19 protein-coding genes are annotated in these 25,734 nt (G+C 47.3%); 7 read left to right on the top strand and 12 right to left on the bottom strand.

The features are described 5' to 3' along the window. Positions 1-163: 163 nt before the first annotated feature. The 4 genes from BJP58_RS01655 to BJP58_RS01640 all read right to left on the bottom strand — a co-directional run bounded on the left by BJP58_RS01655 (position 164) and on the right by BJP58_RS01640 (position 4,501). Positions 164-664, bottom strand: coding sequence for a DinB family protein (locus BJP58_RS01655; RefSeq protein ID WP_194542520.1), 501 nt, complete (start codon positions 662-664; stop codon positions 164-166). 85 nt (positions 665-749) lie between these two features. Further along, complete coding sequence (locus tag BJP58_RS01650; RefSeq protein ID WP_194542519.1) at positions 750-1,922, bottom strand: MFS transporter; 1,173 nt, start codon at positions 1,920-1,922, stop codon at positions 750-752. Beyond that, positions 1,919-2,746, bottom strand: a complete 828-nt coding sequence (locus BJP58_RS01645) for a MerR family transcriptional regulator (RefSeq protein WP_194544773.1) — start codon at positions 2,744-2,746, stop codon at positions 1,919-1,921. Before BJP58_RS01645 ends, BJP58_RS01650 begins: the two co-directional genes overlap by 4 nt. Before the next feature lie 168 nt (positions 2,747-2,914). Continuing rightward, positions 2,915-4,501, bottom strand: coding sequence for a bifunctional metallophosphatase/5'-nucleotidase (locus BJP58_RS01640; RefSeq protein WP_194542518.1), 1,587 nt, complete (start codon positions 4,499-4,501; stop codon positions 2,915-2,917). A gap of 160 nt (positions 4,502-4,661) precedes the next feature. Here BJP58_RS01640 and BJP58_RS01635 point away from each other — a divergent pair, with 160 nt between their 5' ends. From BJP58_RS01635 to BJP58_RS01615, 5 genes are all read left to right on the top strand, one after another. Next, positions 4,662-5,669, top strand: coding sequence for a phosphate/phosphite/phosphonate ABC transporter substrate-binding protein (locus BJP58_RS01635; protein ID WP_194542517.1), 1,008 nt, complete (start codon positions 4,662-4,664; stop codon positions 5,667-5,669). A 20-nt stretch (positions 5,670-5,689) separates the two neighbouring features. After that, complete coding sequence (gene phnC, locus BJP58_RS01630; protein WP_194542516.1) at positions 5,690-6,463, top strand: phosphonate ABC transporter ATP-binding protein; 774 nt, start codon at positions 5,690-5,692, stop codon at positions 6,461-6,463. Further along, positions 6,460-7,284, top strand: a complete 825-nt coding sequence (phnE, locus tag BJP58_RS01625; RefSeq protein WP_194542515.1) for a phosphonate ABC transporter, permease protein PhnE — start codon at positions 6,460-6,462, stop codon at positions 7,282-7,284. The genes phnC and phnE (BJP58_RS01625) overlap by 4 nt, the downstream gene beginning before the upstream one ends. Continuing rightward, on the top strand, positions 7,281-8,084 hold the full coding sequence (gene phnE / locus BJP58_RS01620) for a phosphonate ABC transporter, permease protein PhnE (RefSeq protein WP_194542514.1): 804 nt from the start codon (positions 7,281-7,283) through the stop codon (positions 8,082-8,084). Before phnE (BJP58_RS01625) ends, phnE (BJP58_RS01620) begins: the two co-directional genes overlap by 4 nt. Positions 8,085-8,161: 77 nt before the next feature. Further along, the gene (locus BJP58_RS01615; RefSeq protein ID WP_071221694.1) at positions 8,162-8,344 is read left to right on the top strand and encodes a DUF2524 domain-containing protein; all 183 of its coding nucleotides are present in this window, start codon (positions 8,162-8,164) and stop codon (positions 8,342-8,344) included. A gap of 280 nt (positions 8,345-8,624) precedes the next feature. Here BJP58_RS01615 and BJP58_RS01610 read toward each other — a convergent pair whose 3' ends face one another. Beyond that, positions 8,625-9,371, bottom strand: a complete 747-nt coding sequence (locus BJP58_RS01610) for a hypothetical protein (protein ID WP_194542513.1) — start codon at positions 9,369-9,371, stop codon at positions 8,625-8,627. A 305-nt stretch (positions 9,372-9,676) separates the two neighbouring features. Here BJP58_RS01610 and BJP58_RS01605 point away from each other — a divergent pair, with 305 nt between their 5' ends. Both BJP58_RS01605 and BJP58_RS01600 read left to right on the top strand, forming a co-directional pair. Further along, the gene (locus BJP58_RS01605) at positions 9,677-10,252 is read left to right on the top strand and encodes a sigma-70 family RNA polymerase sigma factor (RefSeq protein ID WP_194542512.1); all 576 of its coding nucleotides are present in this window, start codon (positions 9,677-9,679) and stop codon (positions 10,250-10,252) included. Further along, positions 10,242-11,297 carry a hypothetical protein gene (locus BJP58_RS01600; protein ID WP_194542511.1) on the top strand — a complete coding sequence of 352 codons (1,056 nt, stop codon included), beginning with the start codon at positions 10,242-10,244 and terminating at the stop codon, positions 11,295-11,297. The genes BJP58_RS01605 and BJP58_RS01600 overlap by 11 nt, the downstream gene beginning before the upstream one ends. An 88-nt stretch (positions 11,298-11,385) precedes the next feature. On the opposite strand, the gene BJP58_RS01595 is transcribed toward BJP58_RS01600, so the two are convergent. The 7 genes from BJP58_RS01595 to BJP58_RS01565 form a co-directional block, all read right to left on the bottom strand. Then, a complete protein-coding gene (locus BJP58_RS01595; protein ID WP_194542510.1) occupies positions 11,386-12,384 on the bottom strand; it encodes an alpha/beta hydrolase in 999 nt (332 codons plus the stop codon). A gap of 215 nt (positions 12,385-12,599) precedes the next feature. After that, entirely contained in the window at positions 12,600-13,967 is a 1,368-nt protein-coding gene (locus BJP58_RS01590) for a sensor histidine kinase (protein ID WP_194542509.1), read from the bottom strand. Next, entirely contained in the window at positions 13,964-14,638 is a 675-nt protein-coding gene (locus BJP58_RS01585; protein WP_194542508.1) for a response regulator transcription factor, read from the bottom strand. Before BJP58_RS01585 ends, BJP58_RS01590 begins: the two co-directional genes overlap by 4 nt. A gap of 204 nt (positions 14,639-14,842) precedes the next feature. After that, positions 14,843-18,028, bottom strand: coding sequence for a discoidin domain-containing protein (locus BJP58_RS01580; RefSeq protein ID WP_233354862.1), 3,186 nt, complete (start codon positions 18,026-18,028; stop codon positions 14,843-14,845). Between the two features lie 80 nt (positions 18,029-18,108). Continuing rightward, the gene (locus BJP58_RS01575; RefSeq protein ID WP_233354861.1) at positions 18,109-19,191 is read right to left on the bottom strand and encodes a peptidylprolyl isomerase; all 1,083 of its coding nucleotides are present in this window, start codon (positions 19,189-19,191) and stop codon (positions 18,109-18,111) included. 306 nt (positions 19,192-19,497) lie between these two features. Continuing rightward, positions 19,498-20,850 (bottom strand): amino acid permease, encoded by a 1,353-nt coding sequence (locus BJP58_RS01570; RefSeq protein ID WP_194542505.1) that lies wholly within the window; start codon positions 20,848-20,850, stop codon positions 19,498-19,500. Between the two features lie 273 nt (positions 20,851-21,123). Beyond that, positions 21,124-25,578 (bottom strand): glycosyl hydrolase family 8, encoded by a 4,455-nt coding sequence (locus BJP58_RS01565; RefSeq protein ID WP_233354860.1) that lies wholly within the window; start codon positions 25,576-25,578, stop codon positions 21,124-21,126. Between the last annotated feature and the right edge of the window lie 156 nt (positions 25,579-25,734).

Here is a 25,734-nt window from a genome sequence, read left to right as displayed (position 1 = left end):
AGTCACGACACTCATCTATGGTAAAACCCACACATTCCATTTTACTATAAAAACTGCAACGCAGGGATGAAAATGTTCATGCCATTACATCGTTAAACAAAAAAGCCGCGTTTGTTCGCGACTTTATTGCGTGTTTGTTCTTAATATCCGAGTTCATTCATGTTCAAAGCGGCGGGTTTGCGACTCCCATTTGTATCCAACCTTCCTTTGAAGGACCATATACCGCAGGGATATTCAATCCCGACTGACGCATAAGAACGGTGACCTGCCCTCTATGATGAGCAATGTGCTTAATCAATCCCATAAAGATGGTAGCATTTGATTCCTGACGTCCAAAGGCATTTTGGATTTGTTTTAAACTTTCATCCGTCCATTGTGCTTCAAGAGCCGTCGCTACCTCTGAACTTATTTTTCTAAAAGTTTCGGCGATTTGTTTCGCGGCCGGTACATCATCTGAATCTTGCACCTGATGGAGAACAAGCCCGAATTCAGTCAAATATTCAGGGGTGTTCGTTACGAAATGCCAAGCAATTCTCCCCAGCGTCCTGCCTTCAGGATATACCTGCTGTTGTAAAGATTCATCCGTCAAACTGTCTAACACCTTTTGTGTTAATTCAGCTTCCCTCTTCCATTCTGTAATAAAATCAGAAACGGTTGTATACATGATTGATTCATCCCTTTCTAAGAAACTAAGTTCAATATTTGATGGATAGGATGTAAGATGATCATCCTTAAGTTCATCATATCTGCTAATAGTGACAAGGGTTGTCATAGTTATTTTTATCATTAGCGAACAACCGAACTGCAAGCAAGAGCGCTACCAAAACCATGACAAACCCGGACCACCCCAGATTGTCAATGGAGGAGCTGCTGATCACCAATCCGCCGATTCCTGAGCCGAGGGCGAAGCCAAATTGGATAAACGAAGTGTTGACGCTTAAGGCAATATCCGGCGATTGCGGGACCAGGGTAACTAAGTACAACTGCTGTGCTGGAGATGTCGCCCATGTGGCGGCCATCCATAACATGATGAATGGAACAACAGCGTAGATCGAGCCGTTGAACCAAGACAATAGCAGCAACGTTCCCGCTTGGATGGACAGACCGGCGTAGATCGTGAATCTGGATCCCTTCGTATCCGCTATCCCCCCTCCGAATTTGGAGCCAACAAAGCTGCATATCCCCGAGATCAATAGAATACCGGAAAGCGCCGTTGCGGATAACTCACTATTCTGCTGAAGATAGGGGGATATATACGTAAATAGCGATGAGTATCCTCCGATATAGAACAGCGTAATGACTACAGCCAGCACCATTTTTTTATCTTTTAATATCGACAGCTGCATTCTAAGTGTAATGGCTTTTTGCTCCGTAATGGACGGAACTTTGGAAACGACCGCCAAGAACGGAATCACCATCAGCAAGCCAGCAATGACGAATAAGGTTCTCCATCCCATGGTTTCACTCAAGAACGTGCCGATCGGCACGCCGAGCACCAGGGAGCTGCTAAGTCCCATCAATATGGTGCCGATCGCACGGCCCCGATTCCGTTCTTCAACCATGCGCGTGGCTACGGCCATAGCAATGACCGTGGCTGTTCCACCGCTGAGTCCCTGGATCATTCGAGTCATCAGCATCATTTCAAGTGAGTCACTAACATAGACGAAACAGCTGCTGAAAATAAATATGCCGAGCATGACGAGAAGCATTTTTTTTCGGTCCACCCGGATGGTTGCGGCGACCACTACGGGTGCGCCTATCGCTGCAGAAAGGGCGAATGTCGTTACGAATGATCCAGCGGTGGACGTCGCAATGCCTAGATCCTCCGCTACGATGGGAAGAATTCCGCTTATGATGTACTCGATCGTTCCAATGAGAAACACGGCCAGGGCAAGCAAATAAACGATCCATTTATTACTCATGCTCGTTCCTCTTCGTATTCAATTGGCAATTGAATTTCGATGAGACAAACCCCCGGCTCACCTGATAAAGGCACATAAGTTTCTCTTCCGGGCTGGTCGCTTCGAACGAGATAACCATGCTGCTCAATCCATTCGGCAAGATCCAGGCAGGCCGATTCGGAGTACGCCGAATCCGAGCGAAATAACAGTGTGGCCATGGTCTCAGAAGGCAGGGATCGATACTGGAGATGCTCCGGCAGCTTGAAGGTGTCCGATTTCACGGCATAACCAGCTTCGAACTCAAACACATGCTCCTTGCTGCCGGATACGTTCCACAACAACGTCTGCGGACCGTATAATAGAGACTTGGCTCGGCCATCATGCAGCCCATCGAACATTTCGAAAAGGCTTGGGATATCCTCAACGGTGCCATGGGAAGCATACGTGATCATGTGCATGGCTTCAACGCGTTTCAAGACAACCTCTTGTTTATTATTTACTTTTCCTTCACGTTCCAGGAGCTGCATTCTTTCTTTTACCCGGACAAGCCTAGAGCGCTCCATATCAAGCTGCCGCTCGATTTCACTCTCCTTGAGCCTCAGCATGCCCCGAATCTGTTCTGTTGATATATCTTCATGAAGGAGCAACGCGATCTGCTGTAATGTAAATCCCAATTCCTTATATATGACGATACGGTTGATCTCCAGTAGTTGTTCGGCGAAATAATACCGATATCCCGTCGATTCATCGGTCATGGCTGGCTTCAGGATTCCGAGCTGATCATAATAGCGCAGAGTTTGTAACGGAATTCGACTCAGCCTGGAAAACTCGCTGATTTTAAACAATGCTTTCACCCTCTATCTTGATTTATTGGTTAGAGTATAAACTCTCTAGTTAGGTATAAAGTCAAGAGGGCTAAATAAATTTGTACGCAATCCGCGATGGTAAGGACTGTTCCGTGACACAAGTTGATCGATTTAAAGCCTCTCCTTAAGTTAACAATCACCAGCAAGCTATTTCCTCTCAATGACAATATTCCAATTGTGATTACAAGCAGCTGGGATGCTTCCGCGCTCCAAGATATACTGTTCCACTAACTCCGCGGTGTCGATCAGTATCTCCCGCATCACTCTCTTCCCTTGGAACATACTGTAATCCCCTCCTCCTCTGGCCCGGTAGCTGTTCAGGACCACATCCAGCTCCATCCCGCCCGGCAAGTCTGCGCCGTTATATTTCAATCTGCTGACCCTTGATCCCGGCGCGCATGCAATGTTTAATGTATATTCAATGCCTTCCCACATGTCGTAATTATAGTGCTGCGGTTTCGGCTTCATATATGCCGGATTCACGGCAGGAGTCCCGCCTGGGCCGACCGTAAAATAACAGGCTGTCTGTTCCAGCGCGTCCCGGATGTCGCGTCCGGTCAGACGAAGAACGACCAACGTATTCGGATATAAGAAATTCGTAAGGATATCTCGTCTTGTAATAACCTCTCCGAACCCCTTGGAATCTTCACTGAGTAATGACGTACATGAAACGTTGACACCCGCATATTCCATCTGCACGCGATGGATAAACTCGATAAAAGGATGCTCCGCCAGCCGGCAGGCTGTAGGATCGTTCATGCCCATGTCACCCTCGACTCGTCCGATCGGCTCGTCGAGCCATGCCTGGGTCCGTTCTTCCAACTGCTGGCTGGAAGCTAACACCACTGTGTCAGTCGTTGTCCCAGTGTCCGGTCGCAGCAACTCGGCCCGTTTCTCCACAACCATCCAGCGTTCCTGTGCCTTAACCAGATCCACACGGATCTTGCCGATGGCCTGTCCATTGAAGCCGGGTTGGACAACTGTCACTCCGTGGACCTGCGCGGCCAGCAGCCGATGCTGATGCCCGGTGATGAGCACATCGATGCCCTTCACCTCGGCACACATGGCATAAGCCTGGTTCTCCCCGGTGATGCTTTCCGCCGGCTCCCCGGTTTCCATATCGCACTCAAATCCGCCGTGGTACGCCACGATCATCACATCGGGGTGCTCCTCCAGACGGATGCGCGGCACCCATTCCTTCACGGTTTCCAATGCGTCTTGGAATTCGAGACCCTGAATGTGGGACGGATTCTCCCAGCTCGGAATGTAGTGTGTCGTCACACCCAGAACCGCCACCCGGATGCCACCGATGTGCTTGATTAGATAAGGCTTACCAAAGGCGGGCTCCTTGCTATCCTGCAACCGGATTCCGGCTGACAACCAAGGAAACCGGGAATCCTGCACCGCTATTTCAAGCGTCTCCATACCATAATTGAATTCATGGTTACCCGGAACAGCTGCATCGTAGCCCAGCTCATTCAGCGCACCAATCAACGGATGGATATCCGTTCTGCTTTTAACTGCATAGGAAGCCAGCGGAGAGCCTTGAATCAAATCTCCGTTATCGATCAGCAACAGATCCGGATGGATAAGCCGCTCTTCACGGATTAGGGACGCCAGCTTGCCGAGTCCCATATCCCTTTCGTCCCGTGTCCGGTAATCCGTAGGGTACAGATGTCCGTGTAAGTCGCTGGTGGCCAGCACGGTAATCGTCATTTTATTCGTCGGATTCATACCATCTCTCCTGTTCACAACATATTCAAGCCATTCTATCAACTGAAATGCAGTTTTATATTAAAATTCCAAAACTTTACAAAGAGTTATCATTTCATTGACAGACCATTAACACTCCCTCCGTATAGTGGAGCAGGTAAGACATGTCATTAACTTATAAATGGAGGTCATTGTTTTGAAAAAATGGATGAAAATCACCATGCCCCTGTTATTGTGCGTCGCTGTCATCAGCGGATGCGGCGGCGGAAATACCGACACCGGCGGCAAAGCCGCGGCGAACGCCGGGCAGGAGAACTCGCAAGGCACAAATACAGACAGCAGCGCGACCACAGAATCTACCGGGTATGTCCCTGATAAACTGACGGTCCAATTCGTTCCTTCCCAGAATGCCGATACGCTTGAAGCCAAAGCCAAGCCGCTCGAAAAGCTGCTGTCCGACAAAATCGGGATCCCCGTTGCGGTCAGCGTATCGACTGACTATAACACGATTGTAGAAGCGATGGCATCCAAAAAGGTGGACGTTGGCTTCCTGCCGCCAACCGCGTATGTTCTTGCCAAAGAGAGAGGCGCTGCTGAGGTTATACTGCAGGCCCAACGTTATGGCGTTAAGGATGAAACCGGCGAGCCTACGGATGAGCTTGTGGATTTCTACAAGGCGATGATGATCGTGAAAAAGGATTCTGCCATCCAATCCGTAGCCGACCTGAAGGGCAAAAAAATTGCCTACCAAAACGTTTCATCCTCTGCCGGTTATGTGTGGCCTGCGGCGGTTTTGATGGATAACGGGATCGACCCGATGAAGGACGTCGAGCCGATTACGGTAAAAGGCCATGACCAAGCCGTCCTTGCCGTGTTGAACGGCGATGTCGATGCAGCTGCCATTTTCCAGGATGCCCGCAATGTCGTCAAGAACGATTACCCCACCGTATTTGAAGATACACGCGTACTGACTTATACGGAGGAAATTCCGAACGATACGATCACCGTGCGCTCCGATATGAGCCCGGAATGGATTGAGAAGCTGCAAACCGCGTTTATCGAGATCGGCCAGGACGAAGAAGGCCACAAGATTATCTCGGAAATTTACACGCATGAAGGTTATGTCAAATCCGATGACAGTCGTTTCGAGATTGTCCGTGAATATGGCAACAAGGTTAAGACCGAGTAAACGATAAGGGACTGGGTGCCATGATTGAAATTCGCAACGTTTCGAAAACATACGCCAATGGAACCAAAGGACTGAACCATATCAATCTGACGATCGGCCGCGGCGAATTCGTGGCGATCGTCGGGCTGTCCGGCGCCGGTAAGTCGACCCTGCTGCGGTCGATGAACCGGCTTCACGACATTACCGAAGGCAACATCGTGATCGACGGTAAATCGATCACAGCGGCCAAGGGCAAAGAGCTGCGGCGCATCCGAAGAGATATCGGCATGATCTTTCAAAGCTTCAACCTTGTGAAGCGCTCCTCCGTGCTCCGCAATGTGCTCGCCGGACGCGTCGGGTACCACTCCACCCTGCGCACCCTGCTCGGCCGATTTCCGATGGCCGATGTAGATCTCGCTTTTCAGGCACTCGATCGGGTAGGCATCGTCCAGAAAGCGTATGCCCGGGCCGACGAGCTGTCTGGCGGACAGCAGCAGCGAGTCGCGATTGCCCGAGTGCTTGCGCAGGAAGCCAAGATCATACTAGCGGACGAGCCGGTTGCTTCCCTCGATCCTTTGACTACGAAGCAGGTCATGGATGATTTAAAACGAATTAACGCGGAATCCGAAATTACGACGATCGTGAATCTGCATTCGATCGATCTTGCCCGGCAGTATGCTACGCGGATTATCGGATTGCGCGCCGGGGAAGTAGTCTTTGACGGACCTGTATCGGAAGCGACGGATGAGCGGTTTACGGAAATATACGGACGGCCATTCGGCAAGAATGAGGTATTGGAGGAAACGGCTGTATGAAGATGGAAATGGAAACGGGGCCGTTTAAACCATCAGCTCAATCTCCTCTCCTTCGCCCGAAACCACCTGGCAAACTGAAGCAATACATGACTACGGCTTTCCTGCTGCTTCTCGTCTGGGGCAGTGCGCAGCAGACGGACGCTTCCTTCATGGAGCTTGTAGAAGGTCTGCCGAATATGCTCGACCTGCTGCGGGAAATGTTCCCGCCGAAATGGAGCTATCTCGACAACATTTTGGAAGCCATGCTGGAAACGATACGCATGGCGCTGATCGGGACCACGCTGGGCGCCGTCCTGGCCGTTCCGGTGGCGCTGCTCTGTGCAGATAACATGGTCAAGAATCGGTGGATCACCTATCCGGTTCGCTTTCTGCTAAACTTGCTCCGCGCGATTCCCGACCTTCTGCTCGCCGCCTTATTTGTTGCCATAGCAGGACTCGGTCCGTTACCGGGGATTTTTGCCTTATCCGTCTTTTCACTGGGTCTGATAGCTAAACTCACCTATGAAGCGCTGGAAGCGATAGATCCTGGACCGCTGGAAGCGATGACCGCTGCCGGAGCAAATCTGCCACAGCTGATCGTGTACGGTGCTGTCCCGCAGGTTCGGGCGCATTTCGCTTCTTATACGCTGTACACGTTTGAAATCAATGTCCGTGCCGCTGCCGTGCTCGGTCTGGTGGGAGCTGGCGGGATCGGTCATTATTATGAAGTGACACTCGGTTTTTTTGAGTACGACAAGACATGCATGATCATCATCTTCACCCTGATTGTTGTCCTCTTGATCGACTATCTTAGTGCGAAATTGCGGGAGAAATTGTTATGAGCCAATCATGGAACGACATCGTTCCCCAACCGAAAAAAAGCCGGCTCCGCTGGCTCATCTACGTTATGCTGGCCTTCGTTTATGTCTGGGCCTTCTCCGGTATTCCGTACTCTGGCATAAAGGAGACGGCTGGTCAGGTGACAAAGGCTATTTTCTCAGGTTTGCTTTCACCCGATTGGGATTTTGTCTATTTACCAGACGGAGAGGATTTGCTGCGAGGCTTGCTGGATACGTTGGCTATATCCATTCTGGGGACGATCATCTCGGCGGTCATCTGTATCCCGTTCGCTTTCTGGGCCGCGGCCAACATGACCGGGTCCATATTCGCCTCCGGATCAGGCAAAGTGCTGCTCAGTCTGATCCGCGTCTTTCCTGAAATCGTAATGGCACTGTTGTTCATCAAGGCAGTGGGCCCCGGCTCTTTTGCAGGTGTGCTGGCACTCGGTTTGCATTCAGTAGGCATGCTTGGCAAACTGTTCTCCGAAGAGGTGGAACAGATCGATACGGGCCCGACCGAAGCATTGATCGCTGCTGGCGCGACACGGTTGCAAATCGTCCGGTTCGCCGTTTTGCCACAGGTACTGCCCGGTTTTCTGTCGTATATCCTCTACCGCTTCGAAATCAATCTCCGCTCCGCCACCATCCTGGGCGTGATCGGCGCAGGCGGCATCGGGACACCGCTTATTTTCGCGCTGAGCTCACGAAATTGGGACCGCGTCGGCATTATTTTGCTCGGAATTATTGTCATGATTACCTTGATCGACTTGATTTCGGGCGCGATTCGAAAAAAGCTCGTTTAACGGAGGGCCATGAATAACTTTGGAAGTATCCTCCATACTAGTGATGAACAACATCTTACAACCAAGGAGGAACCATGATGCTCGACAATTTGGAAAGCGACTACAACTGCGCGAATGCCGGCGACGATCTCCATCGGCTCAAGCAAGAGCTTGCCGCTCTGCGGGAACAGGGTACGGAAGGCCAAGAAACACAGGAACAACTCAACCGATTGGAGAATCAAATCTCCTTCATTATGAACAAATGCGATATTAACCATTAACGTTTAATCTACACACTTCTTCGAGATCTGCAATGATCTCGCCATTACCTGCATGACGTAATTGATTTTGAAAGGTATCTGACACCTCGAAAACTCTCCATGATTAAAAAACCCGTATCCGTGAAAGGATACGAGTTTTTTTAGTTTCGCTATTATTCGTCAATCTGCTGAATCAATGTCTTCATTGGATCGATCGGGCGGTTCGCGTCACCCTAATTCACTCAATAATTTTTATTAGTGAATGAAATATCAATTTTAAACTAAATAAGGTTTTATTTTCTTATTTTTTGACCACTGTTTTAGCCATTTTAATCAGGTCTTCTTCTTTCAAAGGATTACCCGGATTGGTCGAGATGCTGAATGACTTGCCATTTTCAATCCAGGAAAGGGTATTGGTTATAAATTCCTTACCAAGCTTGGGATACTTCTTTTTCAATTCCTCAGCGGTTATATAGGTATAGCCTTTCTGCTTCTTGTCTTTCGGATCAAGTCGAGCACTTTGGAATTTAATATAATGGGTTCCATTCTTATAATGTAATAAAATCATGTTTGATTTTGCCCAGTTAATTTTTTTGGAATGCACCTGTTTTTCTAGCCTTTTTGCTTCAGCCTTCATTTCATTATGATATTCACTGCTGTATGGACCGACAATTTCCCCTGACACAAAGCGATAATTCTCCGGCAGATTTTTCGGTTGCTTCAGTACCGGTTCTTGTAAAGTAGAGGCTTTCTTCCAATAATCCTCATATGTATTGTACTCTGGATGAATGTTCCCCATAGCGAAAGTCTCTAGACGTTTTCCATTTGTCAGTTCATTGCTTACGTATACCATATAAGAGTCATCCGGATTCTCTTCAAGCAGTTTATTAATTCTGGCTGTTTCCTCCTTTTCCAGTTGTTCCACTTTGCTCACAGCGGCTGCCGTACTTCTAGAGGTACCCGGTGCTGCTTCCGAAGCAACATTCATGGAACCCAGCATCAATAAACCGCTTAGCGCAGCAACCGTTATTTTCATACTTTTGTTCATCGGTCATGTCTCCTTGTGGTTGTTTTATGTTTTCCATTTATATAACAATACCAACAAAGGCATTTGTGACATATAGGGAAGAAAGGAATGAGCGACAACTAGTTAACCGACATTCAATCGCATACGCAGACGGACTGTATTATAGTTAAGAAGCCGGGTTGTCCTACTCTAAGGAATCCGGCTTTTTTCAAAATCATAATGAACGTAATGATCATTCTCGAAAAAAAATAAAGAAAGAAACCGAACCTTTTTTAAATAGAGAGACAATATAGGGTGTAAGCCGCTTACCCAGGAGGGCCCTCTGAATGCAACGTGAATACATGTTTCAATTACTCAAACAAATGAAAGACGGTGATCAACAGGCGTTTCGTACGATGTATGATGCCACCTATCAGGACGTCTACCGGACCGTTTCCTTTCTGGTGGATCATCCGCAGGACCGGGAAGATGTCATGAATGAGATTTATTTGCAAATGTGGACGTCACTTGCCAATTACGACACGAATCGACCTTTCCTTTTCTGGCTGCACGGCTTGGTCATCCGTCAAGTGCAGAGATTTCGGGTCAAGCGCTGGCGGAGATTTCGAATTTTCGAGCGCATCCGTGACTTTGCCCGGGAAGAATCGCATTGGGATCAACCTTCGGTGTTGATGGACGGCACGAACCAACTCATATCGCAGGCAATCCAAAAACTGACGGATAAACAGCGAGCGGTCATTATCCTCCGCTTTTTTCACGACTACACGCTGGAGGAAATCGCGACCATACTCGATATTCCGCTGGGTACGGTCAAGTCCAGATATCATGCGGGCATCCAGGCGCTTCGAAAAAACATATGGAATCTCCCCCCGGAAAGGATGGAAAAGATCAATGACTATTGAACGTAAAATCCGAGAGCATCTGCGCAAAGAAGCAGAAACGTTGGATTGTCCTCCGGCCATTTCCAACCGTATAGAGCAATCCTACTCACAATTTTTGCTACGACAAAGGAGCGGAAAAACCATGAAAAAACGTTTTATTGCTGGCATCGTTGCTACTGCCATTTTGATTCCAACCGCAGCGTTTGCTGCCCCTACCCTGATTGAAATGCTGACTAGAACACCGATGACGGCTGAACAAGTCAAGTCGGATGTAGTTGGGAGAGCAACGCTCGAAAAGCTGTACAGCGCATTTCCCGAAACTAAATCGTTTGAGATTATCGAGGCGAGCACGGTTCAAGGTACCCAAACCAGCATCATCCTCCAGGAAAAAGGGGGAATTGGCAAAAAAATCACCCTTCATACCAACAGCAAGACGGGTAAGATTGAACACGTGATTCAAGAGAATTGGGAGCCTAAGGATAAGCCGCTCACGGCTCTAACGGATCAGGACATCAAGTCGAAGGTTGATGATCTTCTGAATAAAATGTATGGCAACATGGAAGAGTATGAGTTTGCTTTGGAGAAAATGGAGAATCCGGATCAGAAAACGTTGATGTTGAATTACACCCAAAAGGGATCAGAAACACCCTTATATCAGGTATTCGTTCAGGGCAATTCAATCAGTGTTTCTCTAATTGGAGGTGAAACGAAATCTGCAAACCATAAAGTAGAAGGTTTCTTCACTATCAATGGCAAGCCAGATTATTTTGCAGATGCCTATTTGAATGACGACAAACTCTTTTCTTTACTAAACATGAGCCCAATTGAACTCAAACAAGAATTAGCAAAAGGTAGATCTGTAGTGGAGATTGCAGCATCTAAGAATGTCTCCAAACAACAAGTGATGGATGTCATCGCAAAAACTCAGGTTGAAGCACAAATTCAAAGTGAGAATAATGGCGAAGTTCCTAAAAACAATCGTTCCTATGAACAACAGTTAAAAGCAATTGAACCAAAAGTATTACAAGTAATTGAATACAAAACTGACACACCAGAAAAAAAATAACTCATTAATCAAACAAACAAAAGCCGGATTCCTTAAAGTAGGAAAACCCGGCTTTTTCACTATTAATCAGTTCTAATCGTATATTTCGTTAATTTGTTGGTGGTACTCCGTCTACCTCTTTCATAAATGCTCTAAAGTTCTCAGCGATTTCTTTGAAGTGGGTATGGTGTAAATAATGGGATCCATTCATGGTTATTACTTTTCCATGTACCGAATCTTTGATCTGCCCTTCATGCAGAGGGATCCAACCTTCTACACCTTCATTATTCGCTTGTACAAAGAGAAGAAGTGGAAGGTCTTTAGGGAAGGTTAAATCTTGAGCCCCTTTAAAATTAGAAGAAATATGTTCCATCTCGTTCAAAGTCGTGGGAGTATACATGTTTTTATTCGAAATCAATTTCATTTGCTCTACCGTTTGATTTTCAAATGCGAGTCCAGTATAGGGGTCAGCACTTATTTTCATTCCCAATCTTAAAAGACCTGATTTTTTGAGGAATGCAAACGTATTTATAGGTAATTTGGCATCCATGCCGGGTTGCGTTGGAACACTGCTATCGATTCCGACAAATGCAGACACCTCGTCCGGATATTTGTTCACATAATCAATACCGTAAATGCCTGCAATCGAGTGGCCCATGAGTGTGTATCGATCAATATTAAGCTCCTGTAGAGCTTCATGAACTTCACTTACGATATTCGCCGTGGTTCGCTCTTTTTCAGTTGCATCACTTAATCCATAACCGAAAGGCTCAACGGCGACAACTTTGTAAAATGGAGATAATTCATCGATAAGCAGCTTAAAATCAAGAGCTGGTGCTGCTGTTCCATAACCAGGCAGGAGTACGACTGTTTCTTCCCCTTCTCCCTGAATGAACACATTCATATTTTTCCCATCTACAGATACGTGCTGGCCGTAAGCCTCTATTCGTTTCGCCTCCGAATTATTACTGATCACATTCGTGATATAAACAATACCTAGAAAAAGAACAATGGCTATCACGATTGCTCCCATGATTTTAAGTACTAGGTTTCGCACTTTCTTTGTTTTTGTGCTATTCCCCGTTTTCTTTTCCACTATCTGTGTCACTCTCATCTTCTCCTGTCCTGATCTGTTTATTAGGCTGCCTTAAATCGGCGACTAATGAAAGTGTAATCAACCAAGATGTACTCCTCATGACGGCAATATGAACGGAGTATGAACAGACAAAAAAAAGCTCCGGCTCACTTACAAGGAAGTTTACATGTGAGCAGCAGAAGAACGAGGGCTAGTCGATCCAATGGATGGATACTCCAGGAATCTAACTAATCTGGTGGGGGAGTGATTGGCAAGGTAACAATGAAGGTAGCTCCTTGACCAGGTTCACTTTCCACTCGGACGTCGCCTTGATGCAGGGATACGATTTGTTTAACGATGGCAAGTCCCATACCGCTGCCGTCATACTTGCGACTGTGGGAACGATCGGCCTTGAAAAAACGTTCGAATATTCGCTTCTGGTCTTCGAGAGAGATACCAATGCCAGTATCGGATATTCGAACAGAGACGTATTTGATATCTTGTTTGATGCTGACGCTAATCACGCCGCCGTCCTTGGAAAATTTGATGCTATTGCCAAGGATGTTCGTCCATACCTGATTTAACTGATCGTGATCAGCCGTTACTTTAACGGTCTGCAGATCAAGCTCAAAATGAATGTTGTGAGCAGACCACTGCGGCTGCAGCGCCACGATGACTCGCCGGATCTGTTCATCAAGGCCGAGTGTGACAAACCGCAGTTGCTGTGACTGCGACTCAAGCATACTCAGCTTGAGCAGGCTATCACTCATTTTGGACATCCGCTTCGCTTCAGCGATGATAATATCAAGATACCGGCTTCGTTCTTGATCTGAGAGGTCCACTTGCTTGAGCGCTTGAGCATAACCGGATATTGAGGTGAGCGGGGACTGAACCTCGTGCGACACGTTCGTTACAAATTCCCTGCGCATCTGCTCCAGCTGCTGCAGATCATTCGTCATTTCTTCGAAGCTGCGAGCCAACGTCCCCAGCTCACTCGTTTGCTTAATATTCAGCTTGACGTTGAAATCTCCAGTCGCTATACGTTTGGTTGCTTTTGTCAGCTTTTTGATCGGTCTTACCAGAAATACAGAAGCAACCAGAATCAATAAGCTTCCTGCAATCAACAAATAGGTTCCAAATATCAATGCCCAGTTAATGACAAATGAGGCGGAAGGAGGGGCGAGCATTTCCAAAAACATCGCCTTCGTTCCCACTTCCGTTTTTAACGGCAAACCTAAGAAAATTGAGGCAATACCATTTGAAGTGTCTTGAACAACGCTTCCATTTAATACTTTTTTTACTTGCTCCATCCTCACAGTAGCAGGTTTGTGTCCGTTAAGCTTTCCGTAAGACTGGAATTGACCCGTTGCTTCATAAATTCGAATATGATAGAGTTCGAGCTGCTTCATTTCACTTACGAACAAGTCCGCTTCACGTAACGGAATGGTCTTGTATATCCGGACGATGTCTTCGCCAAAGTTACGTAAGTTGATTTGAGCGTACTCGTTCAATTTTTCTTTGAATATCCAAGAGGACATAAAAAAAGCAATGATCGTTCCTGCGATGACGGAGACCAGAAATGTCAGGACCACACGAATATATAAGGATCTGATCATTCATAAACCTCAAGCCGATACCCAAGCCCGCGAACCGTTTCGATCCGAAAATCGGGTGTAGTCGCAAACCGTTCACGCAGGCGCTTTATATGTACATCTACCGTTCGATCATCTCCTGCGTAATTGATCCCCCATATCTGGTCAATCAACTGCTCGCGAGTATAGACTTGCCCGGGTGTTCCCGCGAGCTTATACAGCAATTCGAACTCCTTGAGCGGCAGCGTGAGCGACTCCGTCCCTCTCATCACCTTATAGGTCTGCCTGTCAAGAATGACGTTTCCGAACTGAATCATCTGCGTGGAGCCAATCCGATATCGTTTCAATAATGCCTTAACGCGAACCGTCAACTCCAACGGATCGAATGGTTTCGTCAAATAATCATCCGTCCCCAGTTCGAACCCTTTCACCTTCTCCCATGTTTCGCCTCTTGCTGTCAGCATAAGTAACGGAAGATCAGGATTGGTTCTTCGCAGCTCCGAGCACAATATCCAGCCATCCATAATCGGCATCATAATATCAAGCACGACAAGATCGATATGGGTTTCGGCGTAGACGGTTAGTGCTTCCTTGCCATCCGCGGCTTCGACCGTTATAAAACCTTCGTTTCTTAGAAATAAACAGACGAGTTCGCGAATATTCGCATCGTCGTCAGCAACCAGTATAGTAGGCATCCGTTCCCTCTTTTCCAGTTATCCATCTCATATTAAAGTAACCATTATACTATAAATATAATGATATACTCCCATACTACCTAATCATCATACCCGGGATATTCAATGAATGCACCCTCGTCTCCTTTCATCCGTACACGCAAGTCAGCGCCTGTTTCTGCGGAAACAGGCGCTGACTTCATTTCGTTTCAGTTAATAAACAATCTACAATGGGTTAAGGAGCGTCGCTGCATCGCGTAACAAATATTCCGCAACCTCGGCGGAGATATGATTCCCTTTTTGTGCATGGACTTCAGAAATGAAACTGCTTAGGTTTTGTTTTTGCAATTTTTTCAGCAGACTGTTAGCAATCCCTTTGTTATCAATGGTTCCCTCGTCTGCGAAACGTTGAACCAGCTCCTCAAGAGCGGCATAACTTGTTTTCACCTGAAAGTCTATTGATTGTATAGATGAATTCCCTGTTAAATCAATTGCTTTTATCGTAAACGTATGTGTACCCTGCTCAAGTTTGTATAACGGAATATCAGTTAAATCCGTTAATACGTTTCCATCCAAGATGACTTCGGTTTTTGCATGGTTGACACCTGACAGAATGTCCGCTACTTCAAATTTGGGTTGAAACACGCCCGTGTTATATTCTGATGTTACAACTTGATATATCGTGATCTCCGGAGCTGTCCAGTCCACCGTAATATGGCTGGAGGCCTGAAAATTGCCGTCTTCCGTCGTTGCCGTGATAACAGCCCTTCCTTCCTCTACGGCTGTCACGATGCCATGATCGTCTACCGTTGCCACCTGCCCTTGATTCGTGCTCCATGTAATATTTTTATTGGTTGCATGATCCGGCATAACCGTTGCGTGGAGCTCTCTACTCCGGCCGGAAGAGGAATTAAACACAAGCTCCGGTGTATCCACTATTATTCCAGTAACGGGTACGTTATCAACGATATGCTCAACGACGAGTTCATTTAACGCGATGTTCCCCCATATCCGATTCCCGTCATTCACCTTTAACCGAAGTTTATAGGCGTTTACCGTTGGGAAAGAAACGCTCTGGCGTTCTTTGGTGCTGTCGTTCAGATTCCATTCCACCGATGCGCCAGATAATGCCGTCACCCAACGGCTACCGTCAAAATACTCCACATCAAAATTGGTAATACCCTGACCGATCCCAAAAAACGTGACTAACGTAACCTTGTTGACCGGTACCCTATGATTGCCGTAGTCAAGAGTAATATAACCTGGAAAGGTTACATCTCCGGTACTTCCCCATGCAGAGTTCAAATTGTTGTCGATGATGTTAGTAATGGTGCCTGCCCCCGTCGCAAAGGTCGTGGTGACCATATCTTTGGATAGTTCAGGATTGTTATACAATTCAAGCTCGTTCAGTGCGATTCGCCCCGATGGGTTAACACCGTCATGGACCTTCAATCTGATTTGAGAGAATCGAGTAAGTGGAAATTCCACGGATTTGATCTCATTTGCGCCCGTGTTCAAATCCCAAGTCAGATTGATATTGGTGCGTAAGGGAATCCATGCCGAACCATTACGGTATTCAAGATCAAAGTTCGTAATACCCAAATCCTTTCCGTATCTTGTATTAAGCTTCAATTGATTGGCCATAAGCGTTTGCTCGCCAAAATCGAGCGTGATATCGTTCGGAAAGGAAGGCGAAGTATCGGTTTCCCATGCCGTGTCGTAATCATTATCAATGATATTTTCAATCGGTCCTGAAGACGACGTTTGAAATGTCGTACTTGCAGCTGCCTGCGTAGCTAGATTGTCGACAGGTGTGCTGGCAGGCCGTTTCGGAACGATGACGATCGGATCAGGCATGTTCCCGGCTGGTGGAACACTGCCCTCGTATTCGTGGGCACCGATATCGGGAGCGCCATTATATAACGGGTTGCCGAAATAATCCCTTCCTCCGTTATCGTTTATGCGTATGCCTGCGCCTATTAGTGGTGAAGTCGCTTGCAATTGGTACCCGTTCACTGTATCCATGCCATTGCCGCCGCTTCCGGGATCAACCAATTTCGGATCGTCCGTTATCTTATGGGCATCAGCCTGCACTAATGTGTTTCCTCCGTAATATGCGTTGTAGTCAAATGTCTGACCCGTCAAGTCCCATCCCTTATCGCCGACGCTGTAGTACACATTATTATAATTATGAATGTTGCGCGGGGCTCCCGAAGCCTTGGTGAAGTAATCGCTCATCACCGGGTTCCCTGATGATTTTCCTACGTATATCGTATTATTGTAGTTGTAGACGTTATCAATGGATCCGCTGTATCGGAATATGCTTTTTCTGTCGTTTTGGCTGATGTTGTATCTGACGATGGTATTGATTGTGTTGTAAGTGTCGTTTACGAACAGCATGAAGCCGCCAGCGTTATCATGACTGTAATTGTACTGAACCAACGAATTGATGTTTCCTGCATCAACGTCGAAGCCATGCCCGTCTTCCGCGCCGTTCACACTGGCAAACGATTCGTTGAATTGAACGAGGTTATTGTCCGCATACGCCCACCAAATGGAAGCATTGGTTGCCAGATAGGTAGCTTGTTGGACGGTGTTGCGCTCGACCACCGCTCCATCGGTGACATTCCACGCGATCCCGCCGGTTGCGGCTCTGATGACGGTATTATTGGATATTTTCACTTGGGTGGACGGCGTCCATGGCCCGTAAGGTTTAGGTACCCATGGCCATAAATCGCCCATTCCGTAGCGCAAGATACAATTAGAGCCAATGTAAATGCCATAGGCATCCACATCCGTCAGTATATTACCGTCAATGAGAATATCGTTAAATGCGCTGGGTGTAGTCGAACCAACCGAATCGAAAATAATGCCTCCGGAGCGTGTGGTATATGATCCATCGACATCATGGATGTTCATGTTTTGGATATAGATGTGATTCAATAGACCAGCTTCCTCATTCAAGATATAGACACCCCGTCTTTGGCCCCGCGGATTCTCCCAATCTCGATCAAAAGGCAGCGGCGAGCTGTTTGTCACCTCCAGGTTGTTGATTTCCCAATACTCCTGGTTTTTCAAAAAGACGGCTTCCAGTTCGGACGTAATCCCGGCGATTAATGGTTTGCTTCCGGAACCGTACATATCGATAATGATCGGATTTCCGCTTGAACCGGAACCTTTAGGCCACAGCCTGCCATTCCAGATTTCCCCAGCTTTGAACAAGATTTTGTCGCCTGGGGCAAAGGTAGTCGCGTTAACTTTGTCTAACGATCTCCACGCAGAGTCTTGACTTGTGCCGTTATTCCTGTCATCGCCCCCTGTACTGTCCACATAATAAGTGGTTCCGGCAGCTAAAGCGTCCGACGGTGAAGCGGTAACCCAATTGCAAACCAAGGAAAAGATAGAAACCATGCAGATCAACTTTTTGATAAACGATTGCCTCAATCATCTTCATTCCTTTCATTTTTATTTATGTAATGCCAAATGGGCAGTTACATTTGAAATTTACCGTACAACTCCTCATTCAATACAACGTGCGCATCGGTTATTCGCTCACGTATGTACTCTTCATATTTGTTATCGATGTAGTCCTTTAACACTTGTTCTCTTATTCCGTCAAATGCCAGAAACTTGGCTCCCCTCTGATTATTCTCCACGCATTGGATGAGATAGAAGCGGCCGTTCTCTTCAATAATTTCGCTAACCTCTCCTGGATGAAGGTCGACAGAAACTTGAGCTACCGGACTTCTGGCGTTGTGCCTGTGACTATCCAAGTTATATAACTGCTCCGTAACCTGGCTATCATGCTTGATGTCCTTTGCTGCTTGCTCAAATGAAATTCCGGATAAAATTTTCTGCCTAGCAGTCTCCAATCTTCTTTTCTCCCGAGTTTTGAGAAGGGTATCGACATTCCGATTGGCATCAAGAAAAGATAATGATAATTGTCGTACCTTCACGGTTGCGGGCGCATGATACAACCGTCTCTTATTCGCCTCATAAAACGTGAGCAGCTGTTGTTCATTCGGCTTCCAGTCTTGCTCCATCAGATGGTTTTTGACCGCTAAGTCCGTGTTTCCCATCACATATTCTAAATAGGTTTCCTCCGTATATTGAGCGGGTCCGAAAACAACATGATTGTTCTTGATTGCTTGCTGCCTTCTCTCATTTTCAAGCAAGAGGTTTTGTACAAAACCGTCGTAACTGATATCGGAGAGCACGCCCTGCTCTTTGGCAAGGATCTGTCGAATTTTAAGATGGATGCTGTCTTCGAGCGCCTTCTTTTTGATCAACTCAAGCGGAGTTTCATTTCCGTATGGCGTGGACCAAAATTCGGTCGACTGCGCTGCATCATATTTTTCATGGAAATACTTGATCATTTCAGCTCGATTGGCATGAATAGCTCTTTGAAATTCGCTCACATGAATCACTTCTCCGTCAACTGTTGCGATATAAGTGTCCTCTGGATGTGTCTGTGAAAATTCAGGCTTTGCGATTAAAAAGACCGTCACGATGATCAAAATTAAGATTCCGGCTATGTACAGCCATTTCAGACTGCAAAATTTCTGTACCATCATACCCATCAGCACCCTCATCATTAGCTTTATTTAATGAACACGCTCCCTACCTAGGCGACTCCAATTTATGTATAATTCATTATAATTTCCAGAAGAAAACGCTATCAATTGTTCCTTTTTTACATTCCTTTCACTTTCTTTACTTGTTCTCAAGCATATAAAAAGACGACAGAGGATTGATTCCTCTGCCGCCTTCTCTTTGTATATTCCGTTTTCTTGATTGCTGCAATACGGCTTCCAACCGAATCATGACACCTTTTTATGCTTGTCCGATGACCGTGAAATTGAAGCCCGACATCTGCTCCGTTATCCGCTTCTGTTCCCTTTTTTGAATTTCATGAGGGACCAGACAACCAATAGCAGCAGGACGGACAGACATACGCTGATGCTGACCCGGTTCTGTCCGTCTATCAGAAACAGGACAGCGATCACCGACAGGCAGAGCGCAGTTACGCCGGTTATATAGGGGAACCCCCATACCTTAAAGCTGGGCTGCATCGGATAAGCTTTGCGCAGCTTCAGCTGCGAGAAGCAAATGCAGATCCACACGAGCACAACGACAAACCCCGGCACCGCCATCAGAACCCGAAACAGCTGGTCTTGCGCAATCAATCCAAGCAAGGAACCCGCTAATAGTATGATCGCGCAGAGTTTCAGCGTATTAAGCGGAATGCCTTTGCTCGTGGTCTTGGCCAGGCTTCGTGGAGCCTCCCCGGCAGCTGCCATGGAATAAATCATGCGCGTCGCACCATAGATACCGGAGTTGGCTGCCGACAGCACAGCCGTCACCAAAATAAAATTCATAATGTGAGCTGTTCCCTGCAATCCCGTAGCGGACAACACTTGAACGAAGGGACTTGCCTCTCCCCCGAGCTGATTCCACGGAATCAATCCGCATATGATCAGAATCGGCAGCGTAAAGAACAAAATTACCCGCAAAATAAAATTGCGCACGACTTTCGGTAGGATTTTCTCCGCATTCTCAGTCTCGGTTAATGTGAGACCGATCAGCTCGGAGCCGCCATACGAAAAGGTAACGACAAGCAGAGCCGAGAATATGGCGAACCATCCGTTTGGTAAAAAACCGCCATGAGCGGTGAAATTTTGAAGGTATGGGGTGTCTGAACTCGGAATAATGCCAAACATCAGAAAACTTCCCAGCACAATAAAACTAATAATCATGGCGATTTTGATCCCGGCAAGCCAAAATTCCACTTCGCCAAAGCTTCCAACACTCATCATATTAATTAAAATAATGAGCGCAGCACTTGCTAGGCTGAGCAGCCACAGCGGAACCTCAGGAAACCAGTATTGCAGAAAGCTGCCTGCCGCAATCACTTCAATCACGCATACCGAGAGCCACATGAAACAATACATCCAGCCCATGACAAAAGAAACCCGTTTTCCAAAGGCTTCCCGTACAAAATCTTTCATGTTCCGGCCCGGATACACCGTAGCCATTTCTGTCATTGCTCCCATTACCACCAGAAGCAGCAGTCCTGCAAAGATATAAGAGAAAATTACGCCCGGACCGGCGAGACTGATCGTCTCGGAACTTCCTTTAAATATCCCGGTGCCGATTACACCGCCCATTGCCATAAAGCTGATATGCCTTGGCCTCAATTTCTTCTGTAATGAAACTTCATCTTGTTTTGCCATTAACATATCCCCCTGATGACTTTCAAATTAACCTATTGATAAGTATAACCTTTTCTGCTAAGGAAACAACTTAAGAAATTCGCAAAGTTAAGAAGGAAGCATGATCGTTCTAATGCCTCTTATTCCTTAACAACGGTTAACAGATTGTTTTCGAGAACGGACAAAAAGAGCCCGGGTGGCCCCAGGCTCTTTATTCATCTCGATATGATTGCCGCCAGCTTTTGCGATTAATATGAGTACAGTGCTTTTGGGATGGTCATCATCGCATTACATTCATGGCTTCCCCGTCGAGACGATTCTGACATTGCTGATTTTGGACATGTTACCTGAGGTATCGTACGCAACGATAAAATATTGATACGTTGTATTCGGCGTCAAGCCGCTATCCTTATAATCCGTCGTATTCGACGTTCCAATGACGGTATTATTCCGATAAACCTTATACTCTGCAATTCCCGCATTATCGAATGAAGGCGTCCACTTCAGTTCCACGGATGAATCGGATACGACTACCGCTTCTTCGATGGTTGGCTGGATCGGCGCTTCGGTATCCGCGATGGTCGGTGACCACCAGTTACCCGAAACGACAATCATGCTTAGAAGACGCAGCGTGTTTCCAAAATAAACGTCATCGTTCGTAGAAATGGAGGCGTTGTGGTCCCATAATCGGTTGAGCCACTGCTGATTCGCCGGATTAATCATGGCGCTGACCATCATTGGCGCAGAAAATGAGGTATCCGTATAATTCACGAGTGCTTTTGACCCGTCCAGCTTGTAGCCGCCATATATTTTTCCCGGATCATCCCCGGTCACTTGGCGAATCCATGACGTCATTTTATTTAGCTGCTCTTTCGCACGGGTTTCCCCGGTCATAAGAGCGTCCGTGCCGAGCCGCCAAGGAATGCGCGAAGAGTTATAACTGAAATCCCCGTCTGTTTCAGACTCCAGGAATTCCGGATCTGCCGGTGCATAGCTGCCGTTTTTCTTCTCCACAAAGTCGGGCAGCAGCCCCGCATTCGGACTGTACTTTTTGTATACTCCTTCGCTGATGGAATAGGTCTTGTCGATGACCCGATCCCAATTGGCATCACCGCTCGCATTTTTGAAGTCTTTCAAATGCTGAAGCATAAAATCGGAAGGACGCGTAGCGCTGCCATACTTAGCATCGTTGTCGCTCACCCAATCAGCAAGCTTCAACGTCCACTCGGCGTGATTGACATCGCTCTTCATGATCGCATCGATTACTTTTTTGGCTTCGGACAGGTAATTGATCTCACCGTCGCTTCCCCACTGGCGATCCGCAAGGAGCAAAGCGTACGCGATATCCATATCACCATCTGTGGCCGAATCAACACCGCCGACATTTACGACGGCCTGACCTGTATCGCCCTGCTTCCAAGCCATCAGCTCCGGGTTGATCTTGCTCGGATGTGCTCTGAAATATCGATATAGTCCGTCAAAATAAGCCTTGGCCTTAGGATCATGACCCGCCATGTGTGCGGTGATCAGCATCCCGTATCCGTGCGCTTCCGAAACGGTCATGGGTTGATAATTGACCTTCAGCTCCTCGTCATACTCCTCTTGAAACCAGTCCCCGTCGGCATACCAGACGTAGTACTGATCCGGCTCCGAAGATTGGAGATACGGCTTCTTTTTCAAGTATTTCTGCTTCCATTCATCATACAGCCGGGCAACGGTCGCATCCAGCTGCGCTTGTTGCACATGATTCGGCTTGATCGAGCCGGAGCTGTAGGCTGTATGCTGCGGGAACGGTTTGTAAGGCCCGGTGCCTTGCGAAGAAGTCATCGTTTTCAAGCGAATTTCTGCAGTCGGCAGTGATTCAACGCCTCCCATAGTGACGGCAGTTACCTTGTACCGATATTCCGTTTCGGGCGTCAGCCCGGTATCGGCATATGTTATTTCCTTGGTTGTTCCAACGTGACGATCGTTGCGGTATATATGATACCGATACGGCGCTTTGCCGGAAGGTGCTCTCCAGGTCAGGTCGATTTGAAAAGGAGACACGCCTTTGCCCGCCAAACCATCCACAGCAGATGGAGGTTCATTCCCCTCGGCATGATCCGAAGTGCTTACGGTGACTGGGCTTGAATTGTCTCTTCTGCCAACGGACTTGATCACCAGATTATATTGGATATCCGGATTCAATTTGTCGATAACGACGCTGTACTGGGACGTTCCCGACTTCACTGGCACATAAAGGCTCCAATGTTTGCTGATCTTGTCATCCTGTTCATAAATGCGGAATCCTCTTACCTGCTCATTGCTGGAAGTTGGTGTCTTCCAGGTCAACGTAGCCTTGGCACCTTGGAGCTTAACCTGTGCTCCCTCTACCGGATTCGGTTTGGTGTCTGTTCGTTTGATACCGTAATGATCGTACACCTTCAGCCCATTTTTCCCAGATCCGCTCTTTCCTTCATCTTCAATAGCAGCCGTGTAGGCATCGAATTTCAAAATTTGATCCGAAACCGACACATCCGTAAACATTTTTTTCTTCGGCTGATTGTTAATCGCTGCGAAGTAGTCGTCATACGGCTCGTTTTTATAATAGAATTTGTTTCCAAACGCGTTGGGCATCAGATACACCGTTCCTTGAGGATTGACGACATTGCCTGCTTCGTCTTTTTCCAGTTTTTTCGGATCGATGACCTTGTCCCCATACATTTGGAAGGAACGCATGTACATATGATCGTGAGCCTCGAACACCATATCGATGCCAAGCTCGTCAAAAACAGGAATCAGATTTTTCCGGTAAAATTCAACGCGATCTCCTTCCCATTGCGCGGAATTATCGCCAGCTGCATAAGGCGCTTTGTGAAGCGTGACGAATTTCCACTTCTTGTCGGTCTTCGCCACCGTGTTCCTCATCCAATCAATCTGGTTCCAAAATTGTTCATGCTGATCGTCGTCCCAATCGACGGAGCCGTCTTCATTCAGCTTGCCGTCAAACTGCGAGTTGTACACCATGTAAAGCGCGTCGCCGTATTCAAAAGAATAAACCGACCCGTCATGAGTCGCATCCACCACTTTCCGCGGCAGATTGAAATGGTTGTAAAAGTTATTATTCGGCGTCGTGGCATCCCCGTCCCAATCCGATACTTCGTGTCCGCCCAGTACGGGTACAAATGGCACTTTCATCAGATGCTCCTGCGCGAGTCCGAGCATCCACTGCCACTGCTCCTCCAAGTCGCCATTATCGACCAGATCGCCGGCATTGATCAGAAATTTGGGGTTGCCCATATGTTCGTAGGCTTTCTTGAAGGTATCCGCCCATGGTTCAAAGCCTGATTTGCTTGAGGCTTGAGAGTCGGCTCCCACGATAAACCGATATGGCTTCGGTGTTGTCGTATCGGTTGTGAACGATCCAACGGAGCTCCATATTGAACCATCGCCTACCCGGAATACATAATCCGTTCCCGGATTTAATCCATTCGCGCTTGCTTTATGGCTGAAAAACTTTTTCTTCTTTCCGGTCGTTCTGTCGCTCTTGGTCATATACGTCGAAATTTCCTCCGAGGAGCCGGTGAATTCAAGAAATCCCTCTTTCGGAAACAGGTTTCCGGTTCCCGTTGATTCGGCAACCTGGACTTTCGTTGCGGCCGACGTATCCGTGTACCAGGCGAAAGCCATGCTCGTTTTTGGATCTCCGTTCAGGGTCATGTTAATAAGTTTCGGCTGAGAGACGGCTCCTACAGTCGTAAAGCTCCACTCGATATTTCGAAGCAGAGGGGAGCCGTCTTTTCCTTGGACCGCGGTTTGGAGTATTGTTACCCTGTAGCTCTTCCCTTGACCTAATCCGCTATGCCTAATACGCAATGTCGTCTCGTTTATGACTTCGACGGCAATGCTTGAAACAGGCTGATTCTGGCCATCCCGTACCGTGATGTCCTGTTTGGCCGTTACCGTGATCGGTTTGTTGAACTTAACCTCAATCGGCGTTGTCACGGCTACCTTTTCGGCACCTTGTTCCGGCACATAGGATACGTCGATGGTAGGCTGTTCAGGCGTTGTTCCGGATATCGGTTCCCCGGTTACGCGAATGTTCCGAATTTTACTGGAACCTCCCGATCCAATGCCATTCGGATTATCTTTGGGGTTGGTTGGCTTATTGGAGTTAACCACCCAGCGGATATACAGCATTTGCTTATCCTCTGCATTCGGCAGGGGGAGGTTGCGGAGTAAGCAGGCTTGATTCGGACAATTGTAACTCGAAACGATATTCATCTGTACAGTGCCTCCCGGAACATCAGTCCATACCGTTCGGTCGGTGCTTACCTGTACTTTGAAATCGTTAGGCGCAGAACCCGAAGAGCTTTGCTCCGAGGATAGTTTGACATTCTTGTAGGCTGACGTAGGAACCATGGCCAACCAATATTTCTTGCCCTGGCCATTGTCCCAGCCCTGATAGCTGATGTCTTGGGCTTTACTGTCGTAGTATTCAAAATATCCTCCGACCTGTTGGAGGATGGAGGAAGACTTGTTGAGTCCTCCGGTTGCAGGATGGATGCCTCCTTCTCCCTTGTTCTTGAAGACCCATTCGGCGATTATGGCTTCTGCCGCTTTCCCCGGTCCATCAGAGGCTAGCTCGGGCTTGGACGTCACGGAGTCGGCATGAGAATTTGCCGGCAGTGTCCAGGGGATCAACAATAATGCTAAAAACAATAAGAACATTCGCTTTGCATTCCGTCCTCTTTTCTTCTTGATTCGCATGACTTTGCAACCCCTTTCCCGTTCAAATATGAACGGTTTGGCTTGGGGATTCGATATGAACCCCGCCTTCTTGAATATATCCCATGTTTTCTCGGGATTCTCGCGGGATCTTATTTAAAAATGGCCATTTTCAACATATCCTGCTGTTATTTTGAT

It is taken from the genome of Paenibacillus sp. JZ16, assembly GCF_015326965.1.
In the GTDB taxonomy this organism is placed as follows: domain Bacteria; phylum Bacillota; class Bacilli; order Paenibacillales; family Paenibacillaceae; genus Paenibacillus_AQ.
The sequence above is the reverse complement of the archived record's forward strand: the minus strand, read 5'-3'. Positions and strand labels throughout refer to the sequence as shown.

What these genes read in the sequence shown, in the direction of transcription:
- BJP58_RS01590 (WP_194542509.1), bottom strand. Translation starts at nt 13,967, where the DNA reads ATGATCAGATCCTTATATATTCGTGTGGTCCTGACATTTCTGGTCTCC.
- phnC (WP_194542516.1), top strand. Translation starts at nt 5,690, where the DNA reads ATGATTGAAATTCGCAACGTTTCGAAAACATACGCCAATGGAACCAAA.
- BJP58_RS01600 (WP_194542511.1), top strand. Translation starts at nt 10,242, where the DNA reads ATGACTATTGAACGTAAAATCCGAGAGCATCTGCGCAAAGAAGCAGAA.
- BJP58_RS01635 (WP_194542517.1), top strand. Translation starts at nt 4,662, where the DNA reads ATGGAGGTCATTGTTTTGAAAAAATGGATGAAAATCACCATGCCCCTG.
- BJP58_RS01580 (WP_233354862.1), bottom strand. Translation starts at nt 18,028, where the DNA reads ATGGTTTCTATCTTTTCCTTGGTTTGCAATTGGGTTACCGCTTCACCG.
- phnE (WP_194542515.1), top strand. Translation starts at nt 6,460, where the DNA reads ATGAAGATGGAAATGGAAACGGGGCCGTTTAAACCATCAGCTCAATCT.
- BJP58_RS01575 (WP_233354861.1), bottom strand. Translation starts at nt 19,191, where the DNA reads ATGATGGTACAGAAATTTTGCAGTCTGAAATGGCTGTACATAGCCGGA.
- BJP58_RS01605 (WP_194542512.1), top strand. Translation starts at nt 9,677, where the DNA reads ATGCAACGTGAATACATGTTTCAATTACTCAAACAAATGAAAGACGGT.
- BJP58_RS01610 (WP_194542513.1), bottom strand. Translation starts at nt 9,371, where the DNA reads ATGAACAAAAGTATGAAAATAACGGTTGCTGCGCTAAGCGGTTTATTG.
- BJP58_RS01655 (WP_194542520.1), bottom strand. Translation starts at nt 664, where the DNA reads ATGTATACAACCGTTTCTGATTTTATTACAGAATGGAAGAGGGAAGCT.
- BJP58_RS01585 (WP_194542508.1), bottom strand. Translation starts at nt 14,638, where the DNA reads ATGCCTACTATACTGGTTGCTGACGACGATGCGAATATTCGCGAACTC.
- BJP58_RS01615 (WP_071221694.1), top strand. Translation starts at nt 8,162, where the DNA reads ATGCTCGACAATTTGGAAAGCGACTACAACTGCGCGAATGCCGGCGAC.
- BJP58_RS01565 (WP_233354860.1), bottom strand. Translation starts at nt 25,578, where the DNA reads ATGCGAATCAAGAAGAAAAGAGGACGGAATGCAAAGCGAATGTTCTTA.
- phnE (WP_194542514.1), top strand. Translation starts at nt 7,281, where the DNA reads ATGAGCCAATCATGGAACGACATCGTTCCCCAACCGAAAAAAAGCCGG.
- BJP58_RS01570 (WP_194542505.1), bottom strand. Translation starts at nt 20,850, where the DNA reads ATGGCAAAACAAGATGAAGTTTCATTACAGAAGAAATTGAGGCCAAGG.
- BJP58_RS01640 (WP_194542518.1), bottom strand. Translation starts at nt 4,501, where the DNA reads ATGAATCCGACGAATAAAATGACGATTACCGTGCTGGCCACCAGCGAC.
- BJP58_RS01650 (WP_194542519.1), bottom strand. Translation starts at nt 1,922, where the DNA reads ATGAGTAATAAATGGATCGTTTATTTGCTTGCCCTGGCCGTGTTTCTC.